17 protein-coding genes are annotated in these 17,321 nt (G+C 67.5%); 9 read left to right on the top strand and 8 right to left on the bottom strand.

The window, feature by feature from the left end:
* Window positions 1-5 precede the first annotated feature (5 nt).
* Window positions 6-656: an SRPBCC family protein gene (locus tag ABD866_RS07300; protein WP_345062688.1), complete on the top strand. Its 651-nt coding sequence runs from the start codon at window positions 6-8 to the stop codon at window positions 654-656.
* 22 nt (window positions 657-678) lie between these two features.
* Window positions 679-1,752, top strand: a complete 1,074-nt coding sequence (locus ABD866_RS07305) for an XdhC family protein (RefSeq protein WP_345062690.1) — start codon at window positions 679-681, stop codon at window positions 1,750-1,752.
* Between the two features lie 9 nt (window positions 1,753-1,761).
* Here the strand turns inward: ABD866_RS07305 and ABD866_RS07310 are convergent, their stop codons facing one another.
* The 4 genes from ABD866_RS07310 to ABD866_RS07325 are packed head-to-tail and all read right to left on the bottom strand — an operon-like array spanning window position 1,762 to window position 4,457.
* The gene (locus tag ABD866_RS07310) at window positions 1,762-2,289 is read right to left on the bottom strand and encodes a low molecular weight protein-tyrosine-phosphatase (protein WP_345062692.1); all 528 of its coding nucleotides are present in this window, start codon (window positions 2,287-2,289) and stop codon (window positions 1,762-1,764) included.
* 18 nt (window positions 2,290-2,307) lie between these two features.
* A complete protein-coding gene (locus ABD866_RS07315) occupies window positions 2,308-2,997 on the bottom strand; it encodes a glutathione S-transferase family protein (RefSeq protein ID WP_345062694.1) in 690 nt (229 codons plus the stop codon).
* A 24-nt stretch (window positions 2,998-3,021) separates the two neighbouring features.
* The gene (locus ABD866_RS07320; RefSeq protein WP_345062696.1) at window positions 3,022-3,801 is read right to left on the bottom strand and encodes a response regulator; all 780 of its coding nucleotides are present in this window, start codon (window positions 3,799-3,801) and stop codon (window positions 3,022-3,024) included.
* Window positions 3,798-4,457, bottom strand: a complete 660-nt coding sequence (locus ABD866_RS07325) for a response regulator (protein ID WP_345062698.1) — start codon at window positions 4,455-4,457, stop codon at window positions 3,798-3,800. Before ABD866_RS07325 ends, ABD866_RS07320 begins: the two co-directional genes overlap by 4 nt.
* Before the next feature lie 152 nt (window positions 4,458-4,609).
* Here ABD866_RS07325 and ABD866_RS07330 point away from each other — a divergent pair, with 152 nt between their 5' ends.
* The 3 genes from ABD866_RS07330 (at window position 4,610) to ABD866_RS07340 (ending at window position 8,384) form a co-directional block, all read left to right on the top strand.
* Window positions 4,610-4,981, top strand: a complete 372-nt coding sequence (locus tag ABD866_RS07330; RefSeq protein ID WP_345062700.1) for a response regulator transcription factor — start codon at window positions 4,610-4,612, stop codon at window positions 4,979-4,981.
* A 77-nt stretch (window positions 4,982-5,058) separates the two neighbouring features.
* A complete protein-coding gene (locus ABD866_RS07335; protein ID WP_345062768.1) occupies window positions 5,059-5,844 on the top strand; it encodes an ABC transporter substrate-binding protein in 786 nt (261 codons plus the stop codon).
* Window positions 5,742-8,384 carry a sensor histidine kinase gene (locus ABD866_RS07340; protein ID WP_345062702.1) on the top strand — a complete coding sequence of 881 codons (2,643 nt, stop codon included), beginning with the start codon at window positions 5,742-5,744 and terminating at the stop codon, window positions 8,382-8,384. Before ABD866_RS07335 ends, ABD866_RS07340 begins: the two co-directional genes overlap by 103 nt.
* Before the next feature lie 27 nt (window positions 8,385-8,411).
* On the opposite strand, the gene ABD866_RS07345 is transcribed toward ABD866_RS07340, so the two are convergent.
* The 4 genes from ABD866_RS07345 to ABD866_RS07360 all read right to left on the bottom strand — a co-directional run bounded on the left by ABD866_RS07345 (window position 8,412) and on the right by ABD866_RS07360 (window position 10,723).
* Window positions 8,412-8,582 carry a hypothetical protein gene (locus ABD866_RS07345; protein WP_345062704.1) on the bottom strand — a complete coding sequence of 57 codons (171 nt, stop codon included), beginning with the start codon at window positions 8,580-8,582 and terminating at the stop codon, window positions 8,412-8,414.
* Window positions 8,583-8,664: 82 nt separating this feature from the next.
* Entirely contained in the window at window positions 8,665-9,282 is a 618-nt protein-coding gene (locus ABD866_RS07350) for a histidine phosphatase family protein (RefSeq protein WP_345062706.1), read from the bottom strand.
* Entirely contained in the window at window positions 9,254-10,222 is a 969-nt protein-coding gene (locus ABD866_RS07355; RefSeq protein WP_345062708.1) for an MBL fold metallo-hydrolase, read from the bottom strand. The genes ABD866_RS07350 and ABD866_RS07355 overlap by 29 nt, the downstream gene beginning before the upstream one ends.
* A 123-nt stretch (window positions 10,223-10,345) precedes the next feature.
* The gene (locus tag ABD866_RS07360; RefSeq protein WP_345062710.1) at window positions 10,346-10,723 is read right to left on the bottom strand and encodes a hypothetical protein; all 378 of its coding nucleotides are present in this window, start codon (window positions 10,721-10,723) and stop codon (window positions 10,346-10,348) included.
* A 99-nt stretch (window positions 10,724-10,822) separates the two neighbouring features.
* Here ABD866_RS07360 and ABD866_RS07365 point away from each other — a divergent pair, with 99 nt between their 5' ends.
* The 4 genes from ABD866_RS07365 to ABD866_RS07380 all read left to right on the top strand — a co-directional run bounded on the left by ABD866_RS07365 (window position 10,823) and on the right by ABD866_RS07380 (window position 17,280).
* On the top strand, window positions 10,823-11,461 hold the full coding sequence (locus ABD866_RS07365; protein WP_345062713.1) for an ABC transporter ATP-binding protein: 639 nt from the start codon (window positions 10,823-10,825) through the stop codon (window positions 11,459-11,461).
* A gap of 95 nt (window positions 11,462-11,556) precedes the next feature.
* On the top strand, window positions 11,557-12,195 hold the full coding sequence (locus ABD866_RS07370; RefSeq protein ID WP_345062715.1) for a LysE family translocator: 639 nt from the start codon (window positions 11,557-11,559) through the stop codon (window positions 12,193-12,195).
* A 148-nt stretch (window positions 12,196-12,343) separates the two neighbouring features.
* Window positions 12,344-14,068: an efflux RND transporter periplasmic adaptor subunit gene (locus ABD866_RS07375; RefSeq protein ID WP_345062716.1), complete on the top strand. Its 1,725-nt coding sequence runs from the start codon at window positions 12,344-12,346 to the stop codon at window positions 14,066-14,068.
* A gap of 32 nt (window positions 14,069-14,100) precedes the next feature.
* The gene (locus ABD866_RS07380) at window positions 14,101-17,280 is read left to right on the top strand and encodes a multidrug efflux RND transporter permease subunit (RefSeq protein WP_345062718.1); all 3,180 of its coding nucleotides are present in this window, start codon (window positions 14,101-14,103) and stop codon (window positions 17,278-17,280) included.
* Window positions 17,281-17,321 lie beyond the last annotated feature (41 nt).

Below are 17,321 nucleotides of genomic sequence, written 5' to 3' on the forward strand. Positions count from 1 at the left end.
CCACCATGGAAATGCAAGCCAGCCGCACCCTGGCCGTGTCGCAACAGCAGGCCTGGGACGCGCTCAACGACCCCGAGGTGCTCAAACAGTGCATCCCCGGCTGCGACAAGGTCGAGGCCACGGGCGAGAACCAGTACGCCGTGGGCATGGCGCTCAAGATCGGCCCGGTGTCGGCCAAGTTCGCGGGCAAGATCCAGCTCTCCGACATCGCACCGCCCGAGCGCTACACCATCGCGTTTGACGGGCAGGGCGGCGTGGCGGGTTTCGGCAAGGGCCAGGCGCAGGTGCGGCTCGAACCGCTGCCCGACGAGCCGCCGGGCCAGCCGCGCTGCGAGTTGCACTACACCGTGCACGCCACCGTGGGCGGCAAGATCGCGCAGCTGGGCCAGCGCCTGATCGACGGCGCTGCCAAGGGCATGGCCGAAGACTTCTTCAAGCGCTTTGACGACCGCATGCGCGAGCGCCATCCGCCACTGCCCATGCCCGAAGCGGCCCCGGGTGCCGCAGAAGGAGCGCCTGCCGCGGGCGATGCGGGCACTGCCCCGGCAGCGCCTGCCCCGGTGGCGCCCCCTGCCTCTGGGGCTGGCGGCATTCCCGCCTGGGTATGGGTGGCGGGCGCGGCCGTGCTGGTGGGCTTGGCGCTCTGGCTGCGCTGACGGCAATGGAGCGGAGCCGCGCATGGACAACCTCGATGTGACCGTGTTGCGCACCCTGCTGCGCTGGCGCAGCGCGGGCCGCCGCGCGCTGCTGGCCACCGTGGTACGCACCTGGGGCTCGTCGCCCCGGCCGGTGGGCTCCATCATGGCCTTGTGCGAAGACGGTGCGGTGGTGGGTTCGGTGTCGGGCGGCTGTATCGAAGACGACCTGATCGACCGCCACACCCGTGCGTATGCGGGCGGTTCGGGTACAGCCGACCGGGGGCTGGACCACTGCATTCCGAGTGGCCCCCCGAGCTTCGTGAAGTATGGCGTAACAGCCGACGAGGCCCACCGCTTTGGGCTGCCCTGCGGCGGCACGCTGGAACTGCTGCTCGAATACGACCCCGACCCGGGGGCGCTGGCCGCACTGGTCGCGGCGCTGGGCGAAGGCCGGTTGATGCAGCGCAGCGTGCGCCTGGCCGACGGGCAGGTCACGCTCACGCCTGCCCAGGCGCCTGCAGACCTCGTGCTCACGCCCGAGCACCTGACCAACACCTTCGGTCCCGAATACCGCATGCTGCTGATTGGCGCAGGGCAGCTCACCGAGTATCTGGCCACCATGGCGCTGTTCAGCGGCTTTTCCGTGACGGTGTGCGACCCGCGCGAAGAGTACAGCCGGGCCTGGAATGTGCCGGGCGTGACCCTCACGCGCGAGATGCCTGACGACGTGGTGCTCTCGTTCCACCCCGACCGGCGCACGTGCGTGGTGGCGCTCACGCACGACCCCAAGCTCGACGACCTGGCGCTGCTCGAAGCCCTGCAGACCGAGGCCTTCTACGTGGGCGGCATCGGCTCGCGCCGCAACAACGAGGCGCGCCGCGCCCGCTTGATCGAGCACTTTGGCCAGACCGAAGCCAGCCTGCAGCGCCTGCGTGGCCCGATCGGCATTTACATCGGCAGCAAGACGCCGCCCGAGATTGCCGTGAGCGTGATGGCGGAGATTTTGGCCGTGAAGAACGGCGTGACCCTGCCACGCGACATGGCCGTGGCCGAGGCCAAGAACGTGCGCGATGGCGGGCCGGTGCTGTCTGGGCCGGTGTGTGGCGTGGGCTGAGCCGGGGCCTTAGTGGCGCGCAGCGCCGTCCGCTGGCAAGTCGCGCGCGGCCAACCGCGCCCGCACATGCTGAAGCAGACCGGCACAGGCGTCTTCGACCAGGTCCAGGACCTGCTCGAAGCCAGCCGCACCGCCGTAGTATGGGTCGGGCACCACCGGGCTGTCGGACTGCTGGCAGAACTCGGTCAGGCGGCGCAGGCGGCCTTCGCGCCCCGGCGGGCACAGCTCCTGGGCCAGGGCCAGGTTGTCCCAGTCCATGGCCAGTACCAGGTCGAAGTGCTCGAAGTCCTCGGGCGCCAGCGCACGCGCGCGCAGGTCGTGCAGCCGGTAGCCGCGGCGTTCGGCATGGGCCTGGGCGCGGCGGTCGGGCGGCTCGCCCACATGAAAGTCGTGCGTGCCCGCCGAATCCACCTGCACCCGCTCTGCCAGCCCCTGCGCCTGCACCATCGCTCGGAATACGCCGTGGGCGGTGGGGCTTCGGCAGATGTTGCCCATGCACACAAACAGCACCGCGTAATCCGTACCCACCGTGGTCATGGTCGATGCCCCAGGCGTTTACAGCGACTGCAGCACGGGGCCGCCCTTGGCAATTGCCCGCTGGTAGGCCGGGCGTGCTTGCATGCGCTGCAGGTAGCCCACCACATGCGGGTAGCTGGGGCCGGGCGCGCGACGCGACAGCGCAGCCTCGACGGCAAAGCTCATCTGAAAGTCGGCCATGGTGATGCGATCACCTGTAAACCAGGTGTGGCGCGACAGGTGTTCGTTCATGAAGGCCAGCGCGGTTTCCACGTTGGGGTCGATGAGCTTTTCCTGCACGCGTGCGCACAGCGTTCGGGCGATGGGCCGCACGAAAAAGGGCATGGGCTGGCGCGGAATGCTCATGAACACCAGCTTCATCACCAGCCAGTTCATCAGCGAACCTTCGGCGTAGTGCATCCAGAAGCGGCACTCGCGGTGCTCGGTAGAGCCTGGCTCTGGGGTCAGGTGTGCGAGTTCGCCCGTGCGTCCAGCGCCGTACCGCTCGGCCAGGTATTCGATGATGGCTCCCGACTCTGCGATCACCGCATCGCCTTCGGTGATCACGGGCGACTTGCCCAAAGGGTGGACGCGCTTGAGTTCTGCAGGTGCCAGACGCGTCTTGGGGTCGCGCCGGTACACCTGTATTTCGTAGGGCACACCGAGTTCTTCGAGCAGCCAAAGGACCCGCTGCGAGCGGGACGCTTCAAGGTGGTGGACGGTGATCATGAAAAGCAGGTGGAATGGATAGGTTCAGGGCCGGGGCGTCGTGTCTGGCAAGGGAGCGCTCAGGCGCTCTTTCAGCTGTTGCCACAGGGCCGTGGCTGCCGCGGCCCCCTGGGTCTCTGCGGCGGTCTCCAGCGCACGCGCCAGCGCGCTGTCGGCCGGGCGGCCCAGGGTCAGCAGTACTGTGGCCAGGCTGTGTCCAAGACGGCGCAATGCGCCGGCGTCGCCCGCCGCCGCAGCGGCATCGCCGGCGGCCTGGTCGTGCGGGAACTGGGCATGGCAGCTGACGCGGTAGGCCCTGAACAGCGGAGCGTTGCCGGCGAAATGGGTGGCAATGGCCTGCGCTTCCGCGCTCTTGGTGTCGTTTGCAGAAGGCGGGTTGGTCTCGCTGGCGGCTTCGCGCGTGGCGTCTGCACCGTCGGGCTGTGACCACAGTGCCAAGGCCTCGGACACACAGGCGTCCAGATCCAGCACCGATGCAGGTTTGCGCAGCATGCGCCAAACCTGCAAGGACCGCAGGCGCTCCTCCACCTCGGTCGTGATACCGGCACTGAACACCACGACTTTCGCTCTGCCAATCCGCTCGGGCCACTGGGCCAGACGCTCGACAAGCCCCAACCCTGACTCGCCGGGCAGCATCAAATCGGTGATGACCAGTGCGATGCCTCCCTGATCCAGAAGGCCCAGTGCTTCACCCACCGTCTCGCAGGTCAGAAGTTCCACAGCAGACTCTTCCAGCGCCAGGGCCACGAATCGGCGGATGGAGGGGTCGTCCTCCACCAGCAGTACGCGGGGCCGGGGGCTCATGCCGCTGCAGGTGTGTGGGCCGGCAGACTGGAGGCCAGCGCAGAGGGCAGCTCGGCCACGAGTTGCGGCTTGTGAATGACGGTGACACCCTGCAGTGCAAAGGCGTAAGGCTCGCGCTGTGTGGCATCGAGCGAGGTCACGACGATCAAGCGGCTGCGGGCAAACTGGGGGTGCGTTCGCAACGTGGTGATCAGGGTCGCTCCGTCGATGCCCGGCAGCAAAATGTCCACAATCAGGACGTCTGGCTGGAACTGGCCATACATGGCCAGCCCTGTGATGCCATCGTGCGCAATCTGCAGCTCCACCTGCGGAAAGCTCTGGCGGACCAGCAGCGCCACCAGGTTCTGGAAGTGCACGGAATCTTCAATCAGCAGCACCCTGGGGTGCGTGGAGTCTGCAGACGTGGTGGACGAGTTGGGGGGCTCCGTCGGTATGCGCGAGGCTTTGGTGCCACCCGCGGCACGCGTCTGGATCCACCGCTCGACCGACTCACGCGAGATGCGTCGGTGGCCCCCAGGCGTTTTCCAGGCCTCCAGTTCCTGACGGTCTACCATCAGCTGCACCGAGCGCACGGCCAATCCGAGCATGCTGGCGACTTCCAGGGTGGTGTAGTGCTCCGGAACGCGGGGGCTGGCGTGAGAGTTTTCAGATTTCATGGCTTGCGCATTTTCTCTCGATTTGCTCTGCCGTGAAAGAGGTTGCATTTGATATTTTTGATTGATATGATGCATCCATGAGGTGACATCATCGGTGCTGTGCACTTTCACTTCAAGTGTTTTTTGCCATCCGTCCGTCTACCGAGGCTGTCATGAAGAAGATCCTGATCGTGGAAGACCACGCCGACATCCGCAAGCTGCTCAAAATGACCCTCGAATTCGATGACTTCGAAATCCATGAGGCGTCAACGGGCGATGCCGGGTTGGCCATGGCCAAGGAACTGGGCCCGGATGTGGTGCTGCTGGACATCATGATGCCGGGCAGCATCAACGGCCTGGAGGTGTGTCGCCGCATCAAGGCCGACGTGGCGACCCGGCATACCAAAGTGATCTTGCTGACGGCGCGCGTACAGTCGGGAGACCGCGTGGCCGGGTTTGAGGCCGGGGCTGACGACTACCTGATGAAGCCCTTCAGTACCCTTCAAGTACTGGAGACCATCTACCGGCTGGAAGCTTCGGCCTGACGGCCGACGCCTGAGCGCTGGTCCATGGCGGGTGCGCTGTCGCTGGATGCGAGTATCGAATGCGTCGAAAGATGACCATGTCCTGGATATTGCGAGGCTTGATCCTGGCGGCTGTGTGTGGCCTGCCCGCCGCGTGGGCCGGTGAGGTACTGGATCGCATTCAGTCCCATCGCGTGCTGCGCGTGTGTATCTGGCCCGACTACTACGGCATTACCTATCGGCACCCGCAGACGCAGCAGCTCGTCGGCATGGACATCGAGCTGTCCACGGCGCTCGCACGCGAACTCCAGGTCCGGGTTGAGCATGTTGATTCGTCTTTTGTGACGCTCATAGCCGATCTCACATCGGACCGCTGCGACGTGGCGATGTTTGCTGTGGGGGTGCTGCCTCAGCGCCAGGAGAAGCTCCGCTTCACCCAGCCATACATGCGCAGCGATATCTATGCGGTGACCACGAAAAGCAACCGTGTGGTGCGGCAATGGTCCGATATCGATGCGCCGGGAGTCCAGGTGGCGGTGCAGGCCGGCACGTTCATGGAGCCCGTGATGGCCCAGCGCCTGCGCCATGCGCAGCTGGTGCGCGTACAGCCGCCGGCCACCCGCGAGCGGGAGCTGATGGCGGGGCGTGTGGATGTGTTCATGACCGACTTTCCCTACAGCCGTCGGTTGCTCGACAACGCCGATTGGGCGCGGCTGATTGCACCGCCTGCGCCATTTCATGTGCTTCCGTACGCCTATGCGATCCGCCCCGGGGATGATGAATGGCTGGCTCGGCTGGACGCCTTCGTGGCGAGCATCAAACGGGATGGTCGCCTAGAGCAGGCCGCTCGCAACCACGGGCTTCAGAGCATCATCGTCCGATGACTGATACGCGCATGGGTCTTGGGGAGTGGCTGGCGCGGTGGCAGGCCTGGTCAACCCGGCCTGATGTGATGGTGCTGCTCGCCGGGGCGCTGGCCGTGGTGCTCAGTGTCGTGGCCTTAGGGGCGATGGCCGTCAGTGATTTTCGGTCCACCGTGTCAAGCAACCGCGATCATGCAGCGCTGCTGGCGCGCGTGCTGGAAGACCAAGCCACCCGCACAGTCGAGTCTGCGCAGCTGGCTCTGGAGGCGCTGTCGTCGTCTTCCGCGCTACGCGACCGAGACTCGGACCCAGCGCGTATGGAGGCTGCTTTGCGCCAGGCGCTGTCAGGGCTGTCGTTTCTGCGCGCCCTGGCGGTGGTAAACCGCGATGGGTACGTGCTTGCGAGCACCCAGACCGGTGAGGCTGGCATGGAGCTTCAGATCGAACGCTTGGGTCCACGCATGGCCCCTGGGCAGTCGGCGATGGGGCCGTTGGTGCCTGGGCGGTTTCTGGACCAACTGCGGCGCGGACCGGGCGCAGCGCCCGGCAATCCTCCGTCTGGCATGGCTTTCATTCCGCTTTTGCAAGGTTATCAGGATGAGAACGGACTGCACCGGGTGTTGGTGGGGTTGATCAATCCCGATACGTTCTCCAACTTTCAGCACCTGACGCTGGAGTCGGAGAGCTACGACTCGGTGATCACGACCTATCAGGGAACGGTGCTGGCAAGCTCTTCCGGCACATCCGGGCTTCTAGGCCGCAGTGTGGCTCAACTCCCGATCTACACGCAGTACCTGCCATCACGCCAGCACTCAAGCTACATCGGTCCGGGGGCTGGAGGCGACAAGCAGATCCTGGCCTTCCGGGCTTCCAGCACCAAACCACTGGTGGTGGTGGTGGAGGAGGCCTACGACGCGGCCTTGTGGCGCTGGATCCGCGACGCCCGCGCGCTGCTGTCCGTGGGGCTGGCCATGGTGTTCCTGGTGCTCGGTCTGACGGCAGCCGTCTGGCGCGGTGTGCGCATTCGGGAGGGAGCACGACGCGCCGCTGATGCCGCCAATGCCCGGGTGGCGCAGAGTGAGCAGGAACTCTCGGTGCTCATGCGAAGCGTGCAGGAGTTGATCTTCCGCACCGACGCAGAAGGGCATGTCACGTTTGTCAACGCGCACTGGGAGGCCTTCCATCCCAATGTGTCGGAACAGGTCTTGGGGCGCCGACTGGACGCGCTGGTAGACCCGACCAGCCGTGTCGCTGTGCTGAAGGCTCTGGTGCCGCGAGCCGAGCTGGGCGTGCGCAAGGCGCAAGTGCTTCTACGCCCGTCGCCAGGCCGCGAGTACGTGTTCGATATGGCTGTGGTTCCGCTCGTGGCGGATGGTCGCCTGCAGGGATTTGCGGGCAGTGCGGTTGACGTCACCGCGCGGTGGGTGGCACAGCAGAAACTGCAGGCGCAGATCGCTTTTCAGAGTCTGCTACTGGAGACCAATCCTCTGCCGATTGCGGTCACCGATACGCATTCCTTGATTGTCCAGGTGAACCGTGCCTGGGAGGATTACAAAGGTTGGCCTCGCGACCGTCTGCTGGGTCAACCTCTGACGGCCCACATGCCTGCCGACGAAGCGCAGATGCACCACACCTCCAGCACCCAGTTGTTGCGCTGGGGAGGCAGCGCGCATTTCGAAGCCAAGGTACTGCATGGAGACGGTTCCCGCCGCGACACGCGGGTGATGAAGGCCGCCATCACCGACGCGCTGGGTCAGGTGTCCGGGGTGCTGTGCATCCTGATGGACGTGAGCGAGTTCCGTGAGGCCGAAAGGGTGACGCAGGAAGCGCGGGACGCGGCGGAGGAGGCGTCGCGCTCCAAATCCGAGTTCGTGGCCAACATGAGTCACGAACTGCGAACGCCGCTGCAGTCCATTCTCGGCTTTGCCGAGCTGGGCGTGCTGCGTGGCAAGGCTTCGCCCAAGTTGGCCGAGATGTTTGCGGACATCCATGCGGCCGGCCAGCGCATGCTGGCGCTGGTCAATGATCTGCTGGAGGTGTCGAAGCTCGAAAGCACGGTGGGCACTATGCACCTGGAGCGTCTGGACCTGCGGGGGCCTGTCCGCTCGGTGGCGCACGAACTGGAGCCGCTGCTGGCGCGGCAGCACCAGCAATTGCGACTGGAACTGGGGGAGGTACCGCTGGTCGCGAAAGCCGACCCGATGCGCTTTCAGCAGGTGGTGCGCAACGTTCTGGCCAATGCCATCAAGTTTTCGCCGCAGGGTTCGACGATCAGCCTTGCTGGGCAGATCGACAGCGCAGGCCAGGTGCACTTTTCTGTGAGGGATCAGGGGCCAGGCGTTCCCGAGGCAGAACTCGAGCAGATCTTCGAAGCCTTTGTGCAATCGAGTAAGACCAAGGACGGCTCGGGTGGCACCGGACTGGGCCTTGCCATTTGCCGCAAGATCATCGAGGCGATGGGTGGGCGCATTTATGCCCAGAATGCCCAGCCAGAGGGGGCGGTGTTCCACATCGTGCTCCCCGCACGGGGCTTCAGTGAAACCATGCCGGCCGGGCTTTGAAAGCCCGGGCCGGCACGTGATGCGGGATCAGCCGCCTTTGTGTGCGCGCTTGCCCGGATTCTTTTTGCTGCGCGTGGCCGAGCCGCGCTCGCGACTCACGCGCTGACCACGTCCGCCCGTGGGCAGGGCAATGCCGGGCAATGCGGGCGGTTGGGGGGTGCGACGGCGGTCGGCTTCGGTCACGATGGTGCGTCCCATGGCGATTCCTCGAAAAGTGAAACAGGGGCCCATTGGAACGCACAGGGGCAAGGCCCCTGTATGCGAATGTTTCTGTGGGCGGTCAGATCGGCGGGGCCGCCACGCGTGCCAGGGCTGCCACGGTGCCGTCGGCGCGCCACTGGAGCACCCAGCCCTCGCCCGACGCGGGGTTCAGGCCTGCCAGCGCGGCCAGCACAAACATGTGTGTGACCCAGACCTCAAACTGGCTGGACTGCGCGGCCACGCGGCGCAGGCCCGCTCGCAGTGCCGTCAGGTGTGCGGTGCTGGTGGTCTCGGGTTGTCCGTGCGGGGATCCGAGTGCATCCCAGGCTTCCGCGCGACCAAACCCCAGTGTGGCGGTGTCCATGCAGCGGCACCACGGGCTCGAGCGCACCGCCGAGGGCTGAAGGCCGCGCGCTGCCAACCACTGTCCCGCGGCCCGCGCTTGTTCGCGGCCCCGGTCGTCGAGGTTACGCTGCGTGCGGCAGTCACCCAGCGTGAACCCGGGCGGATCGAAGGTGCCGGGGGCCAGCGCGTGGCGCATGGCCAGCACCACGCCGCCGCGGCGCAGCCACGTCTCGGCCTCGGGGCTTGCCCAGGCCGGCAACACGCAGCCGGCGCCAGCCACCAGCAGCGCACGGCGCGCCACTGGTGCTGGAGCGGTGTCGGTCTCAGGCCTGGGGCTGGAACGCGAAGCCATTGCCGGATGCCGTCATCCGCCCGAACGCCGGGAACGGGAAGTGGAAGCCGCCGACCAGTGCGTTGCTGGCGGTGATGCGCTCAAACACTTGTCGGCGAACCTTGCGTGCGGCCTCTGCGTCCATGTCGAAAGTGACCGCCCAGTCCGGGTTGCGGGCGAAAAGCGCCGGCACGTTGGTCAGGTCGGCCACGTACACGAAGCGCTGGCCCGCCGACGACACCTCGAACAGCGTGTGGCCCGGTGTGTGGCCAAACGCCGCCACCGACTGCACGCCAGGCGCCACCTCGTCGCCCGGGTTGAATCGCACCAGCATGTCGGCCGACATGCCGTTGAAGGTGCGGCGCACGTTCTCGAAGGCCCCCTTCATGCCTTGGGGGGCTGCAGCCATGCGAGCATCGTCCATCCAGAAGGCGAACTCGGGCGCGGGCACCAGCACCTTCGCTTTCGGGAACAGCAGCTCGCCCGCCTTGTTGCGGATGCCGTTGATGTGGTCTCCATGGAAATGGCTGATCAGCACCGTGTCGATCTCGGAGGGCTGCACACCGGCTGCGCGCAGGTTCTCAGCCAGCTTCCCGGCGTTCGGGCCACCGAATTCGCCAAGGCCGGTGTCCATCAGCATCTTGCGGCCGCCTGCCACCACGAGGAACGGCGTGAACGGAACGTCGATGTAGTCGGTGGGCAGACCTTGCGAAGCCAGCAGCGCACGCACTTCCGCCAGTGGCGCGTTCTTCACGAATTCTTCGCCCAACGGACGGCGCGCAATGCCGTCGATCAGGGACACCACTTCCACATCGCCCACCTTGGTGCGCCGGAAGCCGGGCGATGGCAGGGCTGGAGTGCCCAGGTTGGGGGCGCTTTGCGCCCAGACGGGCACAAACGAGCCGGCGGCGTAGGCCGTCGCGGCGAGGCCGGCGTGCAGGAAGTGGCGGCGTGACAGCATCTGAACTCCTTGGTCATGAAATGGACAATAGAGTCTCAGACTGTAGCCATCAGATCCGCTTGTGCGGGCAATGGCCGCGGTGTCCGACTGCTGTCAGGGGTCTTTGGATCAGGCGTGGCTGTCCTAGCCGATCGCGAAGGCCTCGCGAAGGGCCGCGCAGAGGTCTTCCCGCGCGCTGAGCGTGAAGGTGTAGACCACCCGCCCAGTGGTCAGCGCAGAGGTTGGGGAGCTCTTGAATTGCGCACGCAGCGGGTCGTATTCCAGCACCGCGGGTGCTGAGCCGTCCGGTGTGGCGTGGACCAGGTAGTCCCAGTCACCGCCGTCGTCGAGCGGCGCCAGTCGCCAACTGCGTTGGGCATGGACCCAGGCCAGCACCTGTGCCAGTTCGGCTTCCACCAATGGTGCGCGGGCGGCGGGAATGTCGGCCATGGCGTCCAGGCAGCCATGGCCTGCGTCGTCCTCGCTGTAGTCGAAATCCAGGTAGAGCAGGGCAGTGGGCACGGGCGTTCCTACAATCAGCGGCCGACGTTGGCGCGCGATTGTCGCGCAGCGCCGCACGCTGCGGCGCGCCCTTTCACTCCCTTGAAGTCTGGCGATTCCATGCCTGCTGATGTCCCCACCCTACCTGCTGCCCAGAACACCGCCTTCCTGGGCCTGATCGATCTGGCCGTGGCGTGGCCGGGCCAAGCTCCGCTCTGGCGGGGGCTTCACATGCGGTGGCGTGCAGGCCTGGGCTGGGTGGTCGGCGACGAGTGCAGCGGCAAGACCAGCCTGCTGCGAGCGCTGGCCGGAGAGCTGCCGTACGAAGCAGGGCGCATCGAGGGCCCTGCGCTGTCGGCTGCGGTGTTCTGGGTGTCCCCCAGAGCCCCACTGCCCGAGGGGCTGACCGCGCGCCAGTGGCTGGCCGGCCGGGCCCGGGAGTACCCGCAATGGAGCGACGCGTTGCTGAACAGGCTTCTGGAAGGCTGGCAATTGCTCGACCACCTGGACAAGCCCCTGCATGGCTTGTCGGCGGGCACCTGGCGCAAATGCATCATGGCCGCAGGATTGTCCAGCGGTGCCCCCCTGACATGCCTGGACGAGCCCGTGGCTGGTCTGGACCAGCGCTCGGTGCGGTACCTCGAGCAGGCCTTGCTGCAAGCTTCGGATTGGACGGACCGCCTGGTGCTCGTAGCGCATCACAGCGTGCTGCCGGGCGCAAACCGGGGCGACGTGCTCGAGTTGCCACCGCCTGCGTGACGCGACAGCGCGCGGGCTATGGCGGTCTTACACTGGCACGGCACGCGCCGTATTGATCACGCAAGCACGCGCCGTGCCCGACTGGAGTGGAATCCATGGATGCGCTGTACTTTGCCCCGGTGGCCGTGGCCATCGCCCTGACCCCCGGCCCGAACAATTTTTGTGGGCTCAACAACGGCCTGCGCGCAGGGGTGGGGCCTGCGCTGGTGGCCACCACCGGGCGCGTAGCGGCTTTTGCGATCTTTCTCACGATCTCGGCGGTCGGTCTCGGGGCCATGCTTCTGGCGTCCGAGGCGGCTTTCACAGCCATCAAGTGGGTGGGTGCGGCCTACCTGTTCTGGCTGGGCTGGAAGGCATGGCGCAGCCGGGAGTTTCAGGGGCTTGATCTGGTGGATGGGCCGGCGGCTGCGGGCGCGGCTCCGACGGCGCGGCCCCGTCTGCGGGCACTCGTGGCGCAGGAGTTTCTGCTCGGCATCACCAATCCCAAGGCCATCATCCTGTTTGCGGCCATTTTTCCCCAGTTCATCGACCCGGCCCAGCCGGCTGCACGGCAGTTTCTGGTGCTGGGCAGCGTGTATCTGATGGCCGAATTTGTGGCCACCGCGGTGTACGCGCTGTGCGGCCGCCAGATCCGGCGCTTTGTGCGCACCTCGCGCGGGGTCGTCCGGCTCAACCGAGCCACGGGCGGGTTTTTCATGGGGGCGGGCGGACTGCTGCTGGCCACCAACCGCTGAGCGGCCGCGGCTGCTCGCACGGTAAAGCTCCGGTAAAAGGCGGCCTGGCTGCCGGGCCCGCCCAAGGGCGCTCAGTATCATCCCCACGCTGTCAGGGCCGCGCCGCGATGCCGGTGGGGCCCGTTTTTTGTTTGCGAGTGCCTTCACCATGCGTCCCTCCCCTTTGACGATGCAGCGCGCAATGCCCGCGCGCCAGACCGGCCGCTTGCGCTGGACCCATGCGGTGCTGCTCGTGGCCCTGCTGGGGGCGGTGGGGGGGGGCGCGTGGTGGTGGCAGCAGCGCCAGGCCGCGTCGCCTCCTGACGCTGCCAAGGCGGGTTCAGCGGGGCGCGCCGCAGGCGGACCGGGCCGCTTTGGTGCGGGCAACGTGCAGCCGGTGTCGGTCGGCACGGTGCAGCGCGGCGACGTACGCGTGGTGGTACAGGCCATTGGCACCATGAGTGCGCGGGCCACGGCCGTGGTGCGCGCGCGTGTGAGCGGCGAACTGGTGGCCCTGCGCTTTCAGGAGGGAGACGAAGTTCGCGCCGGGCAGCTGCTGGCCGAGATCGACCCGCGCAGCTACCAAGCGGCGCTGGCGCAGGCCGAGGGCGTGCTGCGGCGCGACCAAGCGCTGCTGCGCAATGCGCAGCTGGACCTCAAGCGCTACCAGGAGCTGCAGGAGCGCGACGCGATTGCAGGCCAGCAGGTGGATGCACAGGCCTCGCTCGTGCGCCAGCTTGAAGGCACGGTGGCGGCCGATCAGGCGCAGGTGGATGCGGCCCGGCTGCAACTGGGCTACACCAAGGTGGTCGCTCCGTTTGCCGGGCGGCTGGGCTTGCGCCAGGCCGATCTGGGCAATGTGGTGGGGCCTACCGACGCCAATGGCATCGTGAGCATCAACCAGGTGCGCCCCATCGACGCGAGCTTTGCCGTGCCCGAGGTGCATCTGCCGCAGATGCGCAAGCGCCTGGCCGCGGGCGATGAGCTACCGGTGGAGCTGTGGGACCGAGACTTCCGCCAACTGCTGGGCCGGGGCCGCGTGGTGGCGCTGGACAACGCGGTGGACGTGGCCACGGGCACGGTCAAGGTCAAGGCAGCGGTGGCCAATGAGGACCGCGCGCTGTACCCCAACCAGTTTGTCAATGTGCGCCTGCAGGTGAACCGGCTGGAATCGGTGCTCACCGTGCCGGCGACGGCCGTGCAGAACCAATCGGTGTATGTGGTGCAGGACGACAACACCGTCACCCAGCGGCGCCTGCGCGTGGGCGTGACCGACGGCGACCGTGTGAGCGTGGAAGGCGATCTGCGCGAAGGCGACCGTGTGGTCACCGACGGCATCGACCGCTTGCGCGAAGGCACCAAGGTGGCGGTCATCGACAGTGGCGCGGCCACACGGGCCGACCAGGCGGCACAGGAGCAGGCCGCACGCCGCCGGGCGGTGATGGCTTCGCTGTCGCCCGAAGAACGCGCGAGGCTGGAAAAGATGACGCCCGAGGAGCGCCGCGCCTTCCTGCGTGCCAAGGCGGCGCAGGCCCCGGCGGCCGGTGCGTCTGCCCCTGCGGCGCCTACGGCATCTGCGGCATCCGGTGCTGCGGCTGGCGCATCGGCACCGCGTGCTCAGGCCGCAGATGCGCCGCAGGCCTTGCGCCGCGATGCGGCCCCGAAGGTGCCGGTTGACGCCCCACCCACCAGTGCGGCGGAGTCCTCGGCAGCGCCAGCGCTGCCACTGGCTGAGGGCGCGCGGCCGGTGCCCCCCCAGGTGCGGGCCCTGCTGGAGCAGATGCCGCCCGATGAGCGCGCGCGGGTGCTGGCCCTGCCGGCCGAGGAGCGGCGTGCCTACTTCCGCGAGCGCCTGCAGCAGCAGGGTGGCGGCGCGGCCACCCCGGCGCGCTGACCAGCCCCCACGGCTTGCGAGCGGATGGCTCCATGAACCTGTCGCGCCTGTTCATCCTGCGGCCTGTGGCCACAGCCCTGCTGATGGTGGCCATTCTGTTGGCCGGTCTGCTGGCCTACCGGCTGCTGCCCACGTCGGCCCTACCCGAGGTGGACTACCCCACGATCCAGGTCACCACGCTGTACCCGGGGGCCAGCCCCGACGTGATGGCCTCCAACGTCACCGCACCGCTGGAGCGACAACTCGGCCAGATGCCGGGGCTGGCGCAGATGTCGTCCACCAGCTCGGGGGGCGCGTCGGTGATCACGCTGCGCTTTGAGCTGAACATGCCGCTGGACGTGGCCGAGCAGCAGGTGCAGGCCGCGCTGAACGCAGGGGGCAACCTGCTGCCGTCCGACCTGCCCATGCCGCCGGTCTACAGCAAGGTCAACCCGGCCGATGCGCCCATCCTCACGCTGGCGGTCACTTCGCCCTCGTTGCCGGTGATCCGTGTGAACGACCTGGTGGAAAACCGCCTCGCGCCCAAGCTCTCGCAGGTGCAGGGCGTGGGCCTGGTGGCCATTGCGGGCGGGCGGCGGCCGGCCGTGCGCATCCAGGCGCATCCCACGGCGCTGGCGCAGCGGGGCATGACACTCGAAGACGTGCGACTGGCCATCGCCGCGGCCAACGTCAAGCTGGCCAAGGGCGGGTTTGACGGGCCGGCGCGGGCTTCGACCATCGACGCCAACGACCAGCTCCAGTCGGCCGCCGAGTACCGCGAGTTGATCCTGGCGTTCAAGAACGGTGCGCCGGTGCGGCTCAAAGACGTGGCCGAGATCGTGGACGACGCCGAGAACACGCGCCTGGCCGCCTGGGCGGGCACGCCCGAGACGGGCTCGCAGCCCGGCGTGATCCTCAACATCCGCCGCCAGCCCGGCGCGAACGTGATCGAGACGGTGGACCGCATCAAGGCCTTGCTGCCGGAGCTGCAAAGCACGCTGCCCGCATCGCTGGATGTGCAGGTGCTCACCGACCGCACCGTGACCGTGCGCGCCTCGGTGCGCGACATGCAGTTCGAGCTGGGCCTGGCAGTGCTGCTGGTGGTGGCGGTGATCTTCGTGTTCCTGCGCAGCCCCTCGGCCACGCTGATTCCCAGCGTGGCGGTGCCGTTGTCGCTCATCGGCACCTGCGGCGTGATGTACCTGGCCGGGTTCTCGGTCAACAACCTCACGCTGATGGCGCTGACCATTTCGACCGGCTTCGTGGTGGACGACGCCATCGTGATGATTGAAAACATTGCCCGGCATCTGGAGATGCCGGGCAATGTTTCGGCGCAGGCCCATGGGGCTGAAGGCGAGGCGGCGCCGGGCCAAAGCCCAGCCCCGATCACCCCGCTGCAGGCCGCGCTCGACGGCTCGCGCCAGATTGGCTTCACCATCATCTCGCTCACGGTGTCGCTGATCGCGGTGCTGATACCGCTGCTGTTCATGGGCGACGTGGTGGGGCGGCTGTTCCACGAATTCGCGATCACGCTGGCCGTGGCTATTCTGATTTCGGCGGTGGTCTCGCTCACGCTCACGCCCATGCTGTGCGCGCGGCTGCTGCGGCACGACCCGGCCGCGCAGCACGGTCGGCTGTACCACGCCACGGGCCGGTTCTTTGACCGCACCATTGCCCGCTACGGTCGCATGCTGGACTGGGTGCTCGACCGCCGCGGCTGGACCTGGGCGGTGTTCCTGGCCACGCTGGCGCTCACGGTGCTGTTGTACCTGTGGATTCCCAAGGGCTTCTTTCCGGTGCAGGACACCGGCACGCTGCAGGCCACCACCGAGGCCGACCAATCCATCTCGTTTGCGGGCATGGCCGAGCGCCAGCAGGCCGTGGCCGAGCGGCTGCTGCAAGACCCGGCGGTGCGCAGCATCTCCTCGTTCATTGGCGTGGACGGTGCCAACCCCACGCTCAACACCGGGCGCTTGTTGATCGACCTGCAACCGCATGCGCAGCGCGATGCGGCCGATGTGGTGCAGCAGCGCCTGGCCGCAAGCGTGCAGGATCTGCCCGGCATCCGGCTGTACCTGCAGCCTGTGCAGGACCTGACCATTGAAGACCGTGTGGCCCGCACCCAGTACCAGTGGCTGCTGTCCTCGCCCGATCCGCAGCAGCTGGCGGCCAGCGCCGCCGACCTGCTGCGCCGGCTCAAGGCCCTGCCCGAGCTGACCGATGTGGCCAGCGACCAGCAGGAGCAGGGCCGCCAGGCCTTTGTGCAGATCGACCGGGCCCAGGCCAGCCGCCTGGGCGTGACGGTGGCGGGCATCGATGCCGCGCTCTACAACGCCTTTGGCCAGCGGCTGATCTCAACGATCTTCACCCAGTCCAACCAGTACCGCGTGGTGCTGGAGGTGGCCGCGCCGTACCGCCTGGGCCCCGAGGCGCTGCAGTCCATTTACGTGCCGTCAAGCGCCGGTGCGCCGGTGCCGCTGTCGTCGGTGGCGCGGGTGGAAGAGCGGCCCATGCCGCTGGTGGTGCAGCGCGTGGGCCAGTTGCCCGCGGCCACGCTGTCGTTCAACACTGCGCCCGGCGTGTCGCTGGGCGACGCGGTGGCCGCCATCGAGCGCGAAAAGGCTGCGGCCCAGGCCGAAGGCCTACTGCCGCTGTCGGTGGAGACGCGCTTCCAGGGCGCGGCGCTGGCGTTCCAGGCCTCGCTGGGCTCGACGCTGCTGCTCATCCTGGCGGCGGTGGTCACCATGTACATCGTGCTCGGTGTGCTGTACGAAAGCACGGTGCACCCGGTCACCATCCTCTCGACGCTGCCGTCGGCCGGTGTGGGCGCGCTGCTGGCGCTGCTGCTCGCGCGGCTGGACCTGGACATCATCGCCATCATCGGCATCGTGCTGCTGATCGGCATCGTCAAGAAGAACGCGATCATGATGATCGACTTTGCGCTGGAGGCGCAGCGCGAGCAGGGCCTGACGGCCCGCGAGGCCATCCACCAGGCCTGCCTGCTGCGTTTTCGGCCGATTCTGATGACCACGCTGGCGGCGCTGTTGGGCGCGCTGCCCATGATGCTGGGCGGCGGCGTGGGCAGCGAGCTGCGCCATCCGCTGGGCGTGACCCTGGTGGGCGGTCTCGTGGTGAGCCAGCTGCTCACGCTGTTCACCACCCCGGTGATTTACCTCACCTTTGAAGGCTGGGCGCAGCGCTGGCGCGCTGGGCGTGGGGTTGCCCATGCCTGAGTCGGTACACCGGCCCGCACTGGCACCGGAGGGCATGGCTC

This window comes from Acidovorax lacteus, from assembly GCF_039540375.1.
GTDB lineage: Bacteria > Pseudomonadota > Gammaproteobacteria > Burkholderiales > Burkholderiaceae_C > Acidovorax_G > Acidovorax_G lacteus.

What these genes read in the sequence shown, in the direction of transcription:
- ABD866_RS07300 (WP_345062688.1), top strand. Translation starts at nt 6, where the DNA reads ATGGAAATGCAAGCCAGCCGCACCCTGGCCGTGTCGCAACAGCAGGCC.
- ABD866_RS07305 (WP_345062690.1), top strand. Translation starts at nt 679, where the DNA reads ATGGACAACCTCGATGTGACCGTGTTGCGCACCCTGCTGCGCTGGCGC.
- ABD866_RS07310 (WP_345062692.1), bottom strand. Translation starts at nt 2,289, where the DNA reads ATGACCACGGTGGGTACGGATTACGCGGTGCTGTTTGTGTGCATGGGC.
- ABD866_RS07315 (WP_345062694.1), bottom strand. Translation starts at nt 2,997, where the DNA reads ATGATCACCGTCCACCACCTTGAAGCGTCCCGCTCGCAGCGGGTCCTT.
- ABD866_RS07320 (WP_345062696.1), bottom strand. Translation starts at nt 3,801, where the DNA reads ATGAGCCCCCGGCCCCGCGTACTGCTGGTGGAGGACGACCCCTCCATC.
- ABD866_RS07325 (WP_345062698.1), bottom strand. Translation starts at nt 4,457, where the DNA reads ATGAAATCTGAAAACTCTCACGCCAGCCCCCGCGTTCCGGAGCACTAC.
- ABD866_RS07330 (WP_345062700.1), top strand. Translation starts at nt 4,610, where the DNA reads ATGAAGAAGATCCTGATCGTGGAAGACCACGCCGACATCCGCAAGCTG.
- ABD866_RS07335 (WP_345062768.1), top strand. Translation starts at nt 5,059, where the DNA reads ATGTCCTGGATATTGCGAGGCTTGATCCTGGCGGCTGTGTGTGGCCTG.
- ABD866_RS07340 (WP_345062702.1), top strand. Translation starts at nt 5,742, where the DNA reads ATGGCTGGCTCGGCTGGACGCCTTCGTGGCGAGCATCAAACGGGATGG.
- ABD866_RS07345 (WP_345062704.1), bottom strand. Translation starts at nt 8,582, where the DNA reads ATGGGACGCACCATCGTGACCGAAGCCGACCGCCGTCGCACCCCCCAA.
- ABD866_RS07350 (WP_345062706.1), bottom strand. Translation starts at nt 9,282, where the DNA reads ATGGCTTCGCGTTCCAGCCCCAGGCCTGAGACCGACACCGCTCCAGCA.
- ABD866_RS07355 (WP_345062708.1), bottom strand. Translation starts at nt 10,222, where the DNA reads ATGCTGTCACGCCGCCACTTCCTGCACGCCGGCCTCGCCGCGACGGCC.
- ABD866_RS07365 (WP_345062713.1), top strand. Translation starts at nt 10,823, where the DNA reads ATGCCTGCTGATGTCCCCACCCTACCTGCTGCCCAGAACACCGCCTTC.
- ABD866_RS07370 (WP_345062715.1), top strand. Translation starts at nt 11,557, where the DNA reads ATGGATGCGCTGTACTTTGCCCCGGTGGCCGTGGCCATCGCCCTGACC.
- ABD866_RS07375 (WP_345062716.1), top strand. Translation starts at nt 12,344, where the DNA reads ATGCGTCCCTCCCCTTTGACGATGCAGCGCGCAATGCCCGCGCGCCAG.
- ABD866_RS07380 (WP_345062718.1), top strand. Translation starts at nt 14,101, where the DNA reads ATGAACCTGTCGCGCCTGTTCATCCTGCGGCCTGTGGCCACAGCCCTG.